This window comes from Pseudonocardia sp. TRM90224, from assembly GCF_021245725.1.
In the GTDB taxonomy this organism is placed as follows: Bacteria; Actinomycetota; Actinomycetes; order Mycobacteriales; family Pseudonocardiaceae; genus Pseudonocardia.
In genome coordinates, this window is the sequence record NZ_JAJGSX010000003.1 from 264,716 (window position 1) to 281,049 (window position 16,334).

Below are 16,334 nucleotides of genomic sequence, written 5' to 3' on the forward strand. Positions count from 1 at the left end.
TGAAAGGCAGGTCATGGTTGTCTGAACGGGGCAGGTCGATGTTGTGGGCTGCTTAGGCTGGTTCATTGATGTCTCGTGAGCCGTACCACGGTGGTGCACCTGCGGAAACGACCTTTCCCGCCTCGTTCGCGCAGGAGCGGATCTGGCTGGCCGACCAGGCGGATCCCGGCTCGCCCATCCATAACGTGCACTGCGGCGTGCGGGTACCGGGAGCCGACGCACGGGACGTCCTCGACGCGCTGCGCGCGGTCGTCGCCCGCCACGAGGCGTTGCGCACCACGCTCGAGCTGACCGACGGCGGTGTCGTCCAGATCGTGCATCCCGCGGTGCCGATCGACGCCCCGGTGCATGACCTGCGCACCGATCCGGACCCGGAGGTGCGGCTGCAAGAGCTGGCGGCCGACCTGGGCGCGCGGGCGATCCCGACCGGGAGCGCACCGCTGTGGCGGGCCCGGATCGTCCGGATCGGCGAGGCGGAATGGGCCGTGCTGCTGGTGGTCCACCACGCGGTGTTCGACGCTGCGTCGTGCGTCATCGTGCAATGCGAGCTGGCCGAGGTGTGTGCGGCACACGCGGCTGGTCGAGCGCCGAACCTCCCGCCGCTGCCCGTGCAGTACGCCGACTACGCGGTGTGGCACCGGTCGCTCCCGGTGGACGCGGGGTTGGCTTTCTGGCGTTCGCGGCTGGCGGGGCTGCCCCTCCTGCACCCTGTCCCGACCGACCGGGCGAGGCCGGCGCAGCTCGACGACGCCGGCGCCGAGGTGCGGATGGCGCTGCCCAGCGGTCTCGCCCGTGCGGTCGACGAGCTGGCGAGCGCACGTTCGGCCACGCCGTTCACCGTGCTGCTCGCCGCCTACGCCGCCGTGCTCGCCCGCCACGGCGGCGATCGGGACGTGACGGAGCTGGCGGTCGGGCTGACGGTCTCCGGCCGCGATCGACCCGAGCTGGCCGGCGTGGTCGGGATGTTCGTCAACCAGGCCGTCGCGCGCATCGACATCGGCGGGGATCCCAGGTTCGGCGAGCTGGTCGCGCGGGTGCGCGCCACCGTGTTGGAGGTCATGGAGCACGGGCAGGTGCCCTTCCAGTCGGCAGTCGATGCGGTCATGGCCGGCCGCGACCCCGGCGTGCAGCCGCTGCACCAGCTCGGTTTCAACCACATCCCCGAGTCCGGCATCGAGCCGACCCCGGTCACGGCATCGCGCGACGACCTGGAGATGGACGTCAGCCGGACGGAGGTGCGGCTGCGCTACCGCACCGCGCTGTTCGACCGCACGTCCGCCGAGGCGATCATGCGCCGGTACGTGCGCTTCCTGCAGCAGGTCGTGGCGCATCCCGAGCGGCGGATCGCCGAGGTCGATCTGCTCGGCCCGCGGGACCGCGAGCGGCTCGCCGCCTGGAACGCCACCGCCACCGCCTTCCCGGACACCGCAACCGTGCACGGGCTCGTCGAGCGCCAGGCCGCGAGCAGCCCGGATGCCATCGCGGTCGTGGCCGCTGGTGGGGGCACGCTGACCTACCGCGAGCTCGACGAGCGGGCGAACGCGATCGCGCACCGGTTGACGAGGCTCGGCGTGCGCCCCGGCGCCCCGGTCGCGGTGCACCTGCAACGCTCGCCCGACCTCGTGGTGGCGTTGCTCGGGGTACTGAAAGCGGGCGCGGCCTACGTCCCGCTCGACCCGGGGTACCCGGCGCAGCGGCTCGACTTCATGCTGGCCGACTCCGGCGCGGCGGCGGTGATCACGACCGACGCCGGGCTGCCCGGCACGGCGGTGCGCCTGGACCCGCGGGACGTGACGGGTGCGCCGACGGGCCCACCGCGCAGCGTCGCAGACCCGGACGACCCGGCCTACCTGATCTACACATCCGGCTCGACCGGGCAGCCGAAAGGCGTGCCCAACCTGCATCGCGGCGTCGTCAACCGGCTCGACTGGATGCAGCGCACGTACCCGCTGACCGGCACCGACGCCGTCCTGCAGAAGACCCCGATGAGCTTCGACGTCTCGGTGTGGGAGTTCTTCTGGCCGCTGATCTGCGGGGCCCGGCTCGTGCTGGCCCGGCCTGGCGGCCACCAGGACCCCACGTACCTGCGCGAGGTGATCGCGGAGGAGCGGATCACGACCGTGCACTTCGTGCCGTCGATGCTCACCGCCTTCCTCGAGGGCCCGGCACTCCGGCTGCCGCACCTGCGGCAGATCTTCTGCTCCGGCGAGGAGCTGCCGGTGCGCACCGCCCTGGACTGTCTCGACGCGCTGCCCGACGCCGAGCTGCACAACCTCTACGGACCCACCGAGGCAGCGGTCGACGTCACCGCGTGGCACTGCACCCGGGCCGCGCTCGACGGGGCGGCGCGGGTGCCGCTCGGTCGCCCGATCCAGAACCTGCGCATCCGCGTGGTGGAGGGCAACGGCCGGCCGGCGCCGATCGGCGTGCCCGGCGAGCTTGTGATCGCGGGCGTCGGGGTGGCGCCGGGCTACCACCGCCGGCCGGAGCTGACCGTCGACCGGTTCGGGACCGATCCGGACGATCCCACCGCCCGGACGTACCGCACCGGCGACCGCGCGCGGTGGCGGCACGACGGGCAGCTCGACTTCCTCGGCCGGCTCGACGACCAGGTGAAGATCCGCGGCGTGCGCATCGAGCCCGGCGAGGTCGCCGCGGCGCTGCGCACGCGGCCGGGGGTGCGGGACGCCGCGGTGGTCGCGCGCCCCGACAGCACCGGGCAGCTGCAGTTGGTCGGCTACGTCGTTCCGCCCGCCGCGGCACGTGACCTGCAGGGCCTGCGCGACGTGCTGCCGGCCCACCTGATCCCCACCGCGGTCGTCGGGCTCGCCGCGCTGCCGTTGGGCCCGAACGGCAAGCTGGATCGTTCGGCGCTGCCGGCCGTCGCCCCGGAACGGGCCGCGGAGCGTCCGCCCGTCGCGCCGCGCACGGAGATCGAGCGCCTGCTCGTCGAGCTCTGGACGGCGCTGCTCGGGCCGGTCGGGATCGACGACGACGTCGTGGACCGGGGAGCGCACTCGTTGTTGGTCGCGCAGCTCGCGGCGCGGATCGCGCGCGCCGCACCGGGGCTGCGCCGGTTGGGTGTGCTCGATGTGTTCGCCCGTCCGACGGTGCGCGCGCTCGCGGCGTTCCTGGAGTCGGCCGACCCGGCAGCGGCCCGGCCGCTGCTGCACGAGCTGACCCCACCGGTTGCGACGCCGGCGCTGACCTGCGTCTGCGTGCCCCACGGCGGGGCGAGCGCCGCAGTGTTCCGCCCGCTCGCCGCGGCGTTGCCGCCCGGCACCCGCCTGCTCGCGGTCGAGGTCCCCGGCCACGACGTCGGCGCGGGGGCGGAGCCGCTGCCCTTCGCGGAGCTCGTCGAGCAGCTGGGCGAGCAGGTGCAGCGCCAGGTGGACGGTCCGCTGGCGCTGTACGGGCACTGCTCCGGCAGCGCGGTCGCCTGGGGAGTGGCCCGCCACCTGCGGGAACGCGGCCGCGTGGTGGAGGCGGTGTGCTGTGGCGCGTACTTCCCGATGGCTAAGTGGCGCAGCCGGATCGACGCGACGCTGCGCGCCGGTGCGCGCGACCGGGTGCTGCGGGAGCTGGGCATCGAGGTCGGCGGGTTCGGCGAGGACGAGGTCGCCCGGATGCTCGCCACCATGCGCGCCGACGCGCAGCTCGCCGAGGACTACTTCGCGCAGCTGCTGACCGATGGCGTGCGGATCGACGTGCCGGTGCTCTCGATCGTCGGCTCGGCCGACCCCATCACCGACGGCTACCGGGAGCGGCACCGCGAGTGGGCGGCGCTCGCCGACACCGTGCAGCTGGAGGTGCTGGACGAGGCCGGCCACCTGTTCCTGCGCTCGCGCCCCCAGGAGCTGGCCGCCGTGCTCGCCACCGCGGGTTCGGTGCATCGCGGCGTTCGAGGGGGTGCACGGTGAGCGAGCTGGCCTTGCTGCGCGACGCGGTGGCGGCGGCCGACCCGGCCCGGGTGGCCGTGCGCAGCAACTCGATCGAGCTGACCTACGGCGTGGTGCGTGCGCTGCTTGCCGAGCCACGACAAGACGACGCGGAACCCGAGCTGCTGCCGGTGACCGGCAGGGTGTTCGACGTCGTCGCGCTGCTGCGTGCCGCGGCCGCCGGACGGCCGGTGCTGGTGCTCGACGGGCACGCCACCGCGTGGGAGCGCGACCGGGCGAGCGCGCTGTTCGCCCCGACCGGGCCCGCGGTGGGGCTGTGCACGTCGGGGACGACCGGCTTGCCGAAGGTTGTCGTCACCGACTGGCCCGACCTGCTCGCCAACGCAGAGCGGTTCGCGCGTGCTGCCGGGTTCGGTGCCGACGACGTGCTCTGGTGCGCCACGCCGATGCACCACCGCTACTGCTTCGCCGGCGGGTTGCTCGGCGGGCTGTGCGTCGGCGCGACGGTGGTGCTCGGTGCGGATGCCGGTCCGTCCGCGTTCGCCGCGCAGCTCGTGGAGCAGCGCGCGACCGGCCTGCTGTCGGTCCCGTTCCTCTACACCTGGTACCTGCGTGAGTTGGATCGCGACCCCGGGCTCATGCAGCGCTGGTCGTTGCGGCGCTGCATCGCGGCGGGCTCGCCGCTGCCGGCCGAGGTCGCCGACCGCTGGCTGCGCCGCACCGGGCTGCCGCTGCTGTCGCACTACGGCGCCACCGAGGACGGGCAGATCACCATCGGCACCGGCGAGCCCGGCGAGGGTGTGGGCCGGGTGCTCGCGGATCGCGAGATCCGGATCGACCCGACGGGTGAGGTGCTGGTGCGCCGGGCCGGTACGGGTGGGTGGCGGGCGACCGGCGACACCGGCCACCTCGACGAGCGCGGCAACCTGCACCTGGTGGGGCGGCTCGGCGACCGGCTCAACATCGCGGGCCGCAAGGTCGACCCGGTTGAGGTCGAGGACGTGCTGAAGGCGCACCCCGCGGTGTCCGACTGCGCCGTCGCGGCGCTGCCGGGCCCGGCGGGTGACGAGGTGGTGGCGTTCGTCGTCACCGTCGCCGACGTGGCCGATGCCGAGCTGCGCCGCCACCTCGCGGCCGTGCTCTCGGCCTACAAGCTGCCGCGACGGCTGGTGCGGGTCGCGGAGGTGCCGCGCTCGCGCACCGGGAAGGTTCGTCGCGGCGCGCTCGTCGCCGGCGTTGCAGCGGGCACGGCGGCGGACCCGGGGGGAACCCGATGAGCAGTTCGAACGCGGAAATGGCGCCGATCGCGGTCGTCGGGCTGGCCGGCCGGTTCCCCGGCGCCGCCGACGTCGCCGAGTTCTGGGACGCGCTGCGGGCCGGCCGCGACCTGATCACCGACTTCGACATCGCCGCCCAGCGGGCGCTCGGCGTGCCGGAGGACGTGCTCGCCGACCCCCGGTTCGTCGCGGCCGCACCGGTGCTGGCCGGCATCGAGGAGTTCGACGCCGCGCTGTTCGGGTTCACCCCGCGCGAGGCCGAGCTGCGCGACCCGCAGCACCGGCTGTTCCTGGAGATCGCCCACACCGCGCTGGAGCACGCCGGGATCGACCCGGCGCGGCCCGGCGGGCGGATCGGGGTGTTCGCGGGGGTCAAGGACAACGACTACCTGGCGAAGGTCCTGCGCTCCGATCCCGGCCTGGAGGAGCGGGTCGACGGCATGACGCTCGGGGTCGCCAACGACCACGACTTCGTCTCCACGATCACCTCCTACACCCTGGACCTGCGCGGACCGAGCTTCACGGTGAACAGCGCCTGCTCGACGTCGCTGGTTGCGGTGCATCTCGCCGCCCGCGCGCTGGCCGCGGGCGACTGCGAGATCGCGCTGGCCGGGGCGGCGTCGCTGGAGATCCCGCAAGGCCGCGGCTACCTGCACCGCGAGGGCGGGGTGCTCTCCCCCGACGGGCACTGCCGGCCGTTCTCCGCCGACGCCGCCGGCACCGTGTGGGGCGGGGGCGCGGCGGCGGTCGTGCTGAAGCCGCTCGCCGCGGCACTCGCCGACGGCGACACCGTGCACGCCGTGCTGATCGGCTCCGCGCTGAGCAACGACGGCGCGGGCAAGGCCGGGTTCACCGCGCCCGGCGAGGACGGCCAGGTCGCGGCGATCGGGGCCGCGCTCGCCGCGGCGGGGGTCGACCCGCGCAGCGTCTCCTACGTGGAGGCGCACGGCACCGGCACCCGGATCGGCGACCCGGTCGAGGTCGCCGCGCTCACCCGGGCCTACAGCGCCGGCGACGATCGGCAGTGGTGCCTGCTGGGTTCGGTCAAGAGCAACGTCGGGCACCTCGTGGCCGCAGCCGGCATGGCCGGGCTGGTGAAGACGATCATGGCGCTGCGGCACGAACTGATCCCGGCGACGCTGCACGTCCAGCGGCCGCACGAGCTGATCGACTTCGCGGCGAGCCCGTTCCGGCTCGCCACCGCCGCCACACCGTGGCCGCGGGAAGCCGGCGCACCGCGCCGGGCCGGCGTCAGCGCGTTCGGCATCGGCGGGACGAACGCGCACGTGCTGGTGGAAGAGGCGCCGCGGACGGCGCTCCCTGTCATGCCGTCAGCGCCGCGGCAGCTCCTGCCGGTCTCGGCGGCGACCGGCGCGGCCCGCGACCAGTCGCTCGCCCGGCTGGGTGCGCACCTGCTCGCCCGGCCGGAGCTCGACCTCGCCGAGGTCGCCAGCACGCTGCAGCTCGGACGGGCCCAGCACGCTCACCGGGCGGTGCTCGTCGCCGGCGACACCGCGGACGCCGCGCACGCGCTGGTGGCGAACGAGCGCGGCCGGGTCCGCGTCGCCCGCGTCCCGGACACCCCGCCGCGGGTCGCGCTGCTGCTCACCGGGCAGGGCGCCCAACACCCCGGTATGGCGGCCGGCCTGTACGACCACTGGAACGCCTACCGCGCGGCGTTCGACGAGTGCGCCGAACTGCTCGCAGAGCCGCTCGGTCGCGACCTCCGCGACGTGCTGCGCACCGCGTCCGACGACGACCTCCGCCGCACCTGGCTGACCCAGCCCGCGCTGTTCGCCGTCGAGTACGCGATGGCGCAGCTGTGGCGGTCGTGGGGCGTCGAGCCGGCGGCCGCGATCGGGCACAGCGTCGGCGAGCTCGTCGCGGCGACACTCGCCGGCGTGTTCACGCTGCCCGACGCGCTCACGCTGGTCGCAACCCGCGGGCGGCTGATGCAGGAGATGCCGCCGGGCGCGATGCTGGCCGTTGCGCTCGACGAGACCGTGGTCGCGCCGGACCTGCCGGCGGAGCTGGCCGTGGCGACGGTCAACGCCCCCGGCTCCTGCGTGGTCGCCGGTCCTGCCGAGGCCGTCGACGAGTACGCGGCAGGGCTCGCCGTCCCGAGCACCCGGCTGCGCACCTCGCACGCGTTCCACTCGGTGATGATGGAGCCGGCCGCGCAGAGCTTCGTCGCAGCCGTCGGCGACGTGCCGCGAGCGGCCCCGCGGATGCCGTTCCTCTCCAACGTGACCGGCGACTGGATCACCGACGAGCAGGCCACCGACCCCCACTACTGGGGCCGGCACGTGCGCGAACCGGTCCGCTTCGGCGCCTGCGTCGCGACCCTGCTCGGATCGGGTCCCGACGGTTGGGCACTGGTCGAGGCCGGCCCGGGGCGGACGCTCACCGATCTCGCCCGGCGCGCGCTCGGGCGCGGCGCCCCGGCTCCGCTGTCGACGCTCGCCCCCGGGACGGCAGCCGACCCGGCGCGGGACGTCGAGTCGGCGTTGAGTGCGCTGGGCGAGCTGTGGATGCGCGGTGTGTCGATCGACTGGTCGACCGTCGCTGCGCCGACCCGGCGCCGCATCCCCCTGCCCACCTATCCCTACCAGCGGAAACGGCACTGGTTCGAGCCGCCGGCCAGGTCCGCCGGTACTGCCGGTACTGCCGGTACTGCCCCGGCTGCGCCGCGGACGGGCCCACTGGCCCCGGACGAGCGGTTCACCGTTCCGGGCTGGACGCAGGCGGCGCCCGTCATCGGTGCGCCGCGGCCGACGGGTCCGCTGCTGGTGATCGCCGAACCGGGCAGCGCCGGCGACGAGCTGGCCACCCGGCTGGCCGGCGACGGCGCAAGTGTGGTCCGGGTGCGCTCGGGCGCCGGGTTCGAATGGCCGTCGGCCGCCGAGGTCGTGGTCAACCCCGCCGAGCGCGACGACTGGATCTGGTTGTTCGACGCGCTCGCCGAGTCCGGGGCGGCGCCGCGACGGATCGTCGACGCGAGCGGGCTCGGCGGGGGCAAGCTGGGGACAGACGGCGCGAGCACGAGCCTGCTGCGGCTGGTCGCACTCGGGCAGGCGCTCGTGGCCCGCGCGGAGCAGGCGGAGCTGGTCGTGCTGACCGCCGGAGCGCAGGACGTGCACGGCGACGACCTGACCCGCCCGGAGCTGGCCGTCGTCGCCGGGCCGTGCCGGACGCTGCCGCTCGAGTCGGCGGTGATCACGTGCCGGCACGTCGACGCGCTGGGCGCCGGCCCGGAGGTGATCGCCGCGGAGCTGGCGGCGCCCGACGCGGAACCGGTGGTCGCGCTGCGCGGGCGCAGGCGCTGGGTGCCGACGACGCAGCAGGTGCGGCTCGGCGGCGGCGACCCGGCCGGCGACCCTGCCGCCGGGCTGCGCCCGGGCGGGGTGTGGCTGGTCACGGGCGGGTTGGGCGGCGTCGGGTCGGCCATCGCCGAGCACCTGGCCAACCGGTCGGCCGCCCGCGTCGTGCTCGTCGGCCGCACCGTCGATCCGGACGCCGCGGCAGACGCGCAGCAGCGGATCAGCGCGGCCGGCGGCGAGGCGCTGGTGGCCGCCGCCGATGTCACCGACCGCACGGCGCTCCGGACGCTGCGCGCAACCGTCGAGGAGCGCTTCGGTCGGATCGACGGGATCGTGCACGCCGCGGGGGTGCCCGGCAGCGGGCTGCTGGAGCTGACCAGCGCGGCCGACGTGGCTCGGGTGGTCGCACCGAAGATCACCGGCACGCTCGCGCTCGGCGAGGTGTTCGGCGACCTCCCGTTGGACGCCTTCGTGCTCTGCTCGTCGGTCTCCGCGATCACCGGCGGGGTCGGACAGGTCGACTACGTCGCGGCCAACGCCTTCCTCGACGCGTACGCGGCGAGCCCGTCGCGCCCGATCGAGCGAACCGTCTCGATCGGATGGGGCGCCTGGCTGGACACCGGGATGTACGCCGCCTGGCGCGACGGGACGCGCCCGCACCGGCACCCGTGGCTGCGCACCCGGCGCGACGAGCCCGACGGTGCCGTCGTGCTCGCCGGGGAGCTGCGCTCCGACATGTGGGTGCTCGACGAGCACCGCCTCGACGGCGTGGCGGTCCTCCCGGGCACGGCGATGGTCGAGCTGCTGCTCGCCGGCCGCGCAGCGGTGGCCGGGGCGGGCCCGGCCGCATTGCGGAACGTGCGGTTCATGGCGCCGCTGGCGGTGGCGGACGACGGATCGGTCCGGGTCGAGGTGCGGGTCGAGCCCGGCGCCGCGGGCGAGTGGGCGATCACGCTGTCCAGCACGGACGGAGTGGCTGTGCGGCACGCCGTCGCGATGTCGGTGGAGCCGCGGCCGGCCGGCAGCACCCACGTCGTGCCGGGCGCGGGTACCGGCCCGGCCCGACCGCCGTTCGACGAGCCGTGGCTGGAGTTCGGGCCGCGCTGGTCGAGCGTGTGCGGCGTGGCGAGCATGTCGGGTGCGCAGGTCGCCGAGCTGCAGGCGCCCGAGGTGGTGGCCGCCGAGCTGGCTGCGTTCACCGTGCACCCCGCGTTGCTCGACGCCGCGCTCGCGGCCGGTGCACCCGGTGACCAGGAAGGCCGGTTCCTGCCGTCGGGGTACAACCGGATCGACGTGCACGGGCCGCTCCCCGCCCGGCTGCGATCCGTGCTGCGACCCAGCCCGGTTCCGCCGGGTGCTACGGCCGACGAGACCGACGAACGTCGGATCGACGCGGTGCTCGTCGACACCGATGGCCACGAGGTTGTGCGGGTCGAGGGGTTCACGCTGCAGCGCGCTCAGGGGCGGACCAGCGCGCCTGCTCCCCGCTCGGTCGACGCGCCGGGGATCCGGCCGGCCGAGGGAGCCGAGGCGCTGCGTCGGGTGCTGGCCGCCGGAATCGGCCCCCACGTGCTGGTCAGCGCGGTGCCGCTGGAGGAGATGCGGGCCGGGTTGCGGCCGGAGCCGCCCCCGTCGAACGACAGCGCGCAGGATGTCGTGGCCGCGCCGGCCGAGCGGGACGGTCTCGAACCGTACATCGCGCCGCGGACGGAGCTGGAGCGGCAGCTGGTCGCGCTGTGGTCGGAGGCGATCGGGGTCGGCGAGATCGGCGTCGACGACGACTACTTCGGTCTCGGCGGCAACTCGATGGCCGGCGTGCACCTGCTGTGGCGGGTCGGTGAGACGCTCGGCGTCACGCTCACGATGCGCACCTTGTTCGACGCGCCGACGGTCGCCGGGATGGCGGCCGCGGTCGAGCTGGCCCAGGCGACGGGAACCGCCGCGCCCGCCGCGTCGCCGATCACGATCCTGCCCAGGTGAGCCATGTTGCGATGGTCGTGGCGCCGCTGCACGGGCACGTCAACCCGGCGCTCGGCACAGCGGCCGAGCTGGTGCGCGGCGGGCACCGGGTCACGCTGCACCTCCCGCCGCGCTTCCGTGCCGCGGTGGAAGGGGCCGGCGCCGACCTGAGCGCGGGCCCCGATCCCCCGCTGCCGTCGTGGGCGGCCACCGACAACCCGCTGGAACGGTTCGCCGGCGTGCCGGCCGTGCTCGCGGACGCGGCCCGCACCGTGGTGCCGCACGTGCTGGAGGCGCTCGCCGCGGACCCGCCCGACGTGCTGGCCTACGACCAGCTCAGCGTCGCCGGGCGGCTGGTCGCCGATCGGGTGCCGGGCCGGGTCGTGCAGCTGTGCACGTCGTACGCGGCCGGCCCGGCGTGGTCGCCGTGGCGCACACCGGAGTTCGCGGCGGTACCGCGCCTCGCCGCAGCAGGACGGGCGTGGGCAGCCGCCGTCGCCGAGCTCGCCGAGCGGTGCGGGACGCCGCGGCTGGAGGTGGCCGACCTGCTCGCCGGGGCGGAGCGGCCCACCGTGGTGTTCGTGCCCCGGGTGCTGCACCCCGCTGCCGCGACCTACGGCGAGCGGTTCCACTTCACCGGTCCGGCGCTGCGCCCACCGCCGGCGGGGGAGGCCGCCGAGCTCGACGAGCTGGACCTCCCGGCCGATGGCCCCGTCGTGCACGTCTCGATGGGAACGCTGTTCGGCGACGTCAGCGGCCTGGACGAGCTGTGCGTGGCCGCGTTCGAGGGCACCCGGTGGCAGGTTGTGCTCGCCCTGCCCGGCGCCACCGCGGGCCGCAGCGGAGCGGTCCGCGTCCGGCCGAGCCTGCCGCAGCTCGCGGTGCTGCGGCGAGCGACCGCCGCGGTGACCCACGGCGGCATGGGCAGCGTCCTGGAGGCGCTGGCCGCCGGCGTCCCGCTGGTCGTGGTGCCGCAGGTGCCCGAGCAGGAGATCACCGCGAACCGGCTCGTCGCGCTCGGCGCCGCGGTCCGGCTGGAGCCGAACGAGCTGACCCCGACCCGGTTGCGCGCGGCGGTCGACCACGTCGCGACCGACCCCCGCATCCGGCGAGCGGTGGACCGCCTCGGACACGCCGTACGCGCCTCCGGCGGCGCCCCCGCCGCAGCCGCGGCCATCCTCCCCACGCCGACCTGAAACTTCCCCACCGTTTTGCCAACCTGCACACCCTGAAGGCCGTGCAGGTTGGCAAAACGGTGGGCAACTCCGGTGCCGTTTCCGGCACCATCGGCTGCATGATCAAGCTGGGAATCACCGTCGTCGGCGCGACGGACGTCGAGCGCGGTGCCGCGTTCTGGGCCGCCGCGCTCGGTCTCGTCGAGGACCCGGAGTGGCGGACACCCAAGTGGCGGACGTTGGCGCGTCCCGATGGGGCCGGGCACGTGCTGGGGATCATGTACAGCAAGTCGCCCGCCGAGCCGCGCCCGCGGCTGCACCTCGACCTGTACGTCGACACGGCCGCGGAGCAGGACGCCGAGGTGCAGCGCCTGCTCGGCCTGGGCGCCACGAGGCCGGTCTGGGACTACCCGCCGGAGCCCGACTTCGTGGTGCTCTGCGACACCGAGGACAACGTGTTCTGCGTGGTCGACCTGAGCATGGCCCCTTCGGGCAGCACACCGACCTGAAACTTCCCCACCGTTTTGCCAACCTGCACACCCTGGAGGCCGTGCAGGTTGGCAAAACGGTGGGCAACTCCGGTGCCGTGTCGCTATCCCGTGATCTCCCGCCGCACGGTCGGGCCGCCGGTGATCGCCTGCCGCTCGGTGACCACCCGGTCGAGCTGCTTCGCGAGCCGGGGGACGGTGGTCGAGGACAGGTAGGTCTCGACGCCCGCGTCGAGCAGGCGCCGGATCGGCCCGTAGAAGCTGACGCCGAGCTCCGGGTCGTCGAGCTCCGCGACGACCACGCGGGCCTTCTGGAACCTCGTCCGCAGGTTCCCGATCAGCTGCGGGCTGACCGGCGGCACCAGCAGCACGTCGGCCGTCTCCGGCGCCTCGTTCATGTCGATCACGATGTAGCCCGGTCCCAGCTCCGCCGAGAGCGCCGCCCGGGCGGCCGCGGAGAGCCGCATCGCCGTGGCCACGACCGTGACATCGTCGTACGCCTCGTGCGGCGGCTCTGCGGCCGGCAGGTCCGGCCGGGTGATCGTTGCGATGACCCGGCCGGCGCGTGTCACCACCAGCTCGCAGCCGGGATCGAGCGCGTCGATGAACGCCTCGACGTCCGCGGGTAAACGTGTTGCGTCGATCCGCGGTGCGTCGTGACCGCCGGCCATGCCCCCCATGGGGCCAGATCTTCGCAGCTCGGGCCCGAATCCGTCAGATCTCCGGCAACGCCAGCGCGTCGATCTCCGCGTGCAGCGTGCGCTTGAGCTCGGCGCTGCAGAACGCGGCGTCGACGCCGGTGCGGGCGATCTGCGCCAGCTCGGCCGGCGTCAGGCCGAACGCCTCGTGCGCCACGAGGTACTCCCCCGCGATGTCGCAGTCGAACATGCCGGGGTCGTCGGTGTTGAGCGTGACGGGCACACCCCACTGCAACAGGCGTGGCAGCGGGTGCGCCGCCATCGACGGCACGGCACCGGTGCGGACGTTGGACGTCGGGCAGACCTCGAGCGGGATGCGGTGCTCGGCGAGGTGGTCGAGCAGCCGCGGGTCGGTCACCGAGTGGATGCCGTGCCCGATCCGTTCCGCGCCGAGATCGGTGAGCGCCGACCACACCGTCGCCGGCCCGGTGGTCTCGCCGGCGTGCGGGAGGCTGTGCAGCCCGGCCTCCCGCGCGACGGTGAAGGGCCGGGTGAAGAGCGCCCGCCCGATCCCGATCTCCGGCCCGGCGAGCCCGTACCCGACGGTGCCCTCCGGGCGGTGCTTGAGCACCCAGTCGAGCGTGTCCCACGCGTTCTCGACACCCAGCTCGCCGGCGGTGTCGAAGATCCAGCCGAGCTCGATGCCGAACTCGGCGGCCGCGCGCTCGCGCCCTTCGAGCAGCGCGTCGGCGACGGCGGCCGGATCCATGCCGACATGTACGTGGCTCATCGGCGTGACGGTCACCTCGGCGTAGCGCACACCGCCGGCCGCGGCGTCGCGTGCGAGGCCGACGACCAGGTCGGTCACGTCGGCCGGGCCGGTGACCAGCGCGTTCACCGTCTGGTAGATGTCGACGAAGTGCGCGAAGTCGCGGAAGCGGTAGTACTCGGCCAACTCGGCCGGATCGCTGGGCACGGTCGCGGCGCCGTGGCGGGCCGCTAGCGCGAGGACGGTGGGCACGGAGGCCGAGCCGACGAGGTGGACGTGCAGCTCGACCTTGGGAAGGGCGCGCGCGAACGCGGCGACATCATTGGTGGACACAAAGGCTCCTGGAAGACCGGCGGGACGAGGACCTGGGAGATCAGGCCTCGTTACGCGAAGTCGGAGCGGTCGTCGTCCTCGCCGTACAGCGGCAGGAGAGCGTCCACGCCCCCACCGTAGCAGCCGTCAGCGCGCGTTCGCGACGATCAGCGCGGTGGCCTTCTCCGCAGCCTCGATCGTCGCCAGGTGCGCGCCCGCGAGCACTTCGAGGCGGGCGCCGGGGATCGTGTCGGCGAGCGTCCGGGCATGCGGCTCGACGGGGGTCGACTGGTCCGCATCGCCCGCGATGACGAGCGTCGGCGCCGTGATCGACGCCAGCTGCGGGCGGTGGTCCCAGACCTCCAGCGCCTGGCAGCAGGCGAGGTACCCGTCGTCCGGTGTCTCCGCGACCATCGCCTGCGCCTCCGCGACGACGTCCGGGTGCTCCGCGGCCCACCCGGGGGTGAACCAGCGCGACACGACGGTCTCGGCGATCGAGCCGGTGCCGCCGTCGGAGACCGCGGCGATCCGGTCGCGCCAGACCTGCGGGTCTGGGAAGTTGGCCGAGGTGCAGCAGAGCGTCAGGCTGGCGAGCCGCTCGGGGGCGGTCGTCGCGATGGCCATCCCGACCATCCCGCCGAGCGAGAGGCCGCACCAGGCCACCCGCTCCAGCCCGAGCCGGTCGAGCAGCGCGACGGCGTCCTCGGCGAGGTCGGCCATCCGGTAAGGGCCGGGCGGCACCGGTGAGCTGCCGTGGCCGCGGTGGTCGATCCGGATCACCCGGAAGCGCTTCGCCAGCTCCGGGACCTGCGGCCGCCACATCTCCAGCGTCGACCCGAGCGAGCCGGAGAGCACGATCGCCGGCGCGTCGCGCGGGCCGTCCTCGACGTAGTGCAGCGGCACGCTCACGACGCCGCCCCGACGGTTCGGAGCGACCGCAGCGTGGTCAGTTCCTTCTCCCCCGGCGGCGCCGTGATGCGCAGGTCGGCGGAGACCTGCAACGTCCAGCCCGTCTCGGCGCGGACCTGCTCGACGGTGATGCCGTGGTGCACGGCGGTCAGCACGAGCTCGGCGGTGTCGGGGTCGGGTTCGAGGATGCCGAGGTCGGTGATCACCTTCATCGGGCCGGCCCCGCGCAGCCCGAGCACGCGGCGATCGTCGGGGCCGCTGCCGTGCCCGACCGACGTCACGAAGTCGACCTGCTCGACGAACGCGCGCAGCCGGTGGCGCATCACGACGATCACCTCTCGGCACGACGCCGCGATCTCGGGCGCGCCACCGGAGCCGGGCAGCCGCACGTCCGGCTCGTCGTACTCGCCGATGACGGTCGTGTTGATGTTGGCGAACCGGTCGAGCTGGGCGCCGGAGAGGAAGCCGACGTCGATCCGGCCCGGCTGCAACCAGTAGTTGAAGATCTCGGGAACGCTGACGACGGAGAGCGCGGAATCGGCGAGGATCCCGTCGCCGATCGAGAGCGGCAGCTCGTCCGGCTTGGTGTCGATGGTGCCCGATTCGTAGATCAGGACGAGGTTCGGCGCGTGCAACCTGCGGGCCAGGTTGGCCGCCACCGACGGCAGCCCGATGCCGACGAAGCACACCTGGCCCTCGCGCAGCGAGCGAGCCGCGGCGACGCTCATCATCTCGTCGGCCGTCCACGAGTCCGTGCTCATGCTGCGGATCCCTTCAGCTCCTCGAGCCAGCTCGTGAACGACGCGCGGTCGCGGCTGATCGCGTCCCATTTGCGGTAGGCGGCGTTGTCGCGGTCGTAGTAGCCGTGCGCGTACGAGGGCGCGGCGCCCTTCGGCGCGGTCGCGACCCTGTCCACCACCCACGACGGCAGCACGACGGCGCCCGGCACCGGGGTCAGCTCGTCGACGATCTCCTCGACGGTCACCAGCGAGCGCTTCGCGGCCAGCACCGCTTCCTTCTGGATGCCGGTGATGCCCCACAGCTGGACGTTGCCGGCGCGGTCGGCGCGCTGCGCGTGGACGACCGTGACGTCCGGGTTGAGCGCGGCGACCGCTGCGAGCTGCTCGCCGGTGAACGGGCAGGTCACAGAGGAGATCGTCGGCGTGTGCAGCGGCAGGTCGGTGCCGGCGTATCCCCGCAGGATCGCGAACGGGACACCGGACGCTCCCGCGACGTAGCGGTTGGCCATGCCCGCGTGGCTGTGCTCCTCGATCTCGAGCGGCATCGGCCATTCGTTCTTGAGCGCGTCGCGCATGCGGTGCAACGAGCCGACGCCGGGGTTGCCGCCCCACGAGAACACCAGCTTGGCGGCGCAGCCGGCGCCGATCAGCTGGTCGTAGATCAGGTCGGGGGTCATGCGGACGAGCGTCAGGTCGCGTCTGGCCTGCCGGATGATCTCGTGACCTGCGGCGAACGGGATGAGGTGGGTGAAGCCTTCCAGCGCGACGACGTCGCCGTCACGCACCAGCTCTGCCACCGCCTCCGGCAAGGACACGATCTTGGCCACGAAGAGACGCTAATCCGCCGT

At 74.3% G+C, this 16,334-nt stretch carries 10 protein-coding genes; 5 read left to right on the forward strand and 5 right to left on the reverse strand.

All coding sequences use genetic code 11. The annotated features are described in order from the left end of the window. Positions 1 to 68: 68 nt before the first annotated feature. From LL648_RS05480 to LL648_RS05500, 5 genes are all read left to right on the forward strand, one after another. Entirely contained in the window at positions 69 to 3,920 is a 3,852-nt protein-coding gene (locus tag LL648_RS05480) for a non-ribosomal peptide synthetase (protein WP_232661299.1), read from the forward strand. Next, entirely contained in the window at positions 3,917 to 5,176 is a 1,260-nt protein-coding gene (locus LL648_RS05485) for a class I adenylate-forming enzyme family protein (RefSeq protein ID WP_232661300.1), read from the forward strand. The genes LL648_RS05480 and LL648_RS05485 overlap by 4 nt, the downstream gene beginning before the upstream one ends. Beyond that, on the forward strand, positions 5,173 to 10,476 hold the full coding sequence (locus LL648_RS05490; protein WP_232661301.1) for a type I polyketide synthase: 5,304 nt from the start codon (positions 5,173 to 5,175) through the stop codon (positions 10,474 to 10,476). Before LL648_RS05485 ends, LL648_RS05490 begins: the two co-directional genes overlap by 4 nt. Beyond that, positions 10,473 to 11,651, forward strand: a complete 1,179-nt coding sequence (locus tag LL648_RS05495) for a macrolide family glycosyltransferase (RefSeq protein WP_232661302.1) — start codon at positions 10,473 to 10,475, stop codon at positions 11,649 to 11,651. The genes LL648_RS05490 and LL648_RS05495 overlap by 4 nt, the downstream gene beginning before the upstream one ends. A gap of 98 nt (positions 11,652 to 11,749) precedes the next feature. Further along, positions 11,750 to 12,139 carry a VOC family protein gene (locus LL648_RS05500; RefSeq protein WP_232661303.1) on the forward strand — a complete coding sequence of 130 codons (390 nt, stop codon included), beginning with the start codon at positions 11,750 to 11,752 and terminating at the stop codon, positions 12,137 to 12,139. 83 nt (positions 12,140 to 12,222) lie between these two features. On the opposite strand, the gene LL648_RS05505 is transcribed toward LL648_RS05500, so the two are convergent. The 5 genes from LL648_RS05505 to LL648_RS05525 form a co-directional block, all read right to left on the reverse strand. Then, positions 12,223 to 12,798 (reverse strand): hypothetical protein, encoded by a 576-nt coding sequence (locus tag LL648_RS05505; RefSeq protein ID WP_232661304.1) that lies wholly within the window; start codon positions 12,796 to 12,798, stop codon positions 12,223 to 12,225. Positions 12,799 to 12,832: 34 nt separating this feature from the next. Beyond that, positions 12,833 to 13,858, reverse strand: coding sequence for an adenosine deaminase (gene add / locus LL648_RS05510; RefSeq protein ID WP_232661305.1), 1,026 nt, complete (start codon positions 13,856 to 13,858; stop codon positions 12,833 to 12,835). Between the two features lie 126 nt (positions 13,859 to 13,984). Continuing rightward, a complete protein-coding gene (gene pcaD / locus LL648_RS05515) occupies positions 13,985 to 14,746 on the reverse strand; it encodes a 3-oxoadipate enol-lactonase (RefSeq protein WP_232661306.1) in 762 nt (253 codons plus the stop codon). Continuing rightward, positions 14,743 to 15,507 (reverse strand): CoA-transferase subunit beta, encoded by a 765-nt coding sequence (locus LL648_RS05520; RefSeq protein ID WP_232661307.1) that lies wholly within the window; start codon positions 15,505 to 15,507, stop codon positions 14,743 to 14,745. Before LL648_RS05520 ends, pcaD begins: the two co-directional genes overlap by 4 nt. After that, on the reverse strand, positions 15,504 to 16,313 hold the full coding sequence (locus tag LL648_RS05525) for a CoA transferase subunit A (RefSeq protein ID WP_232661308.1): 810 nt from the start codon (positions 16,311 to 16,313) through the stop codon (positions 15,504 to 15,506). Before LL648_RS05525 ends, LL648_RS05520 begins: the two co-directional genes overlap by 4 nt. Between the last annotated feature and the right edge of the window lie 21 nt (positions 16,314 to 16,334).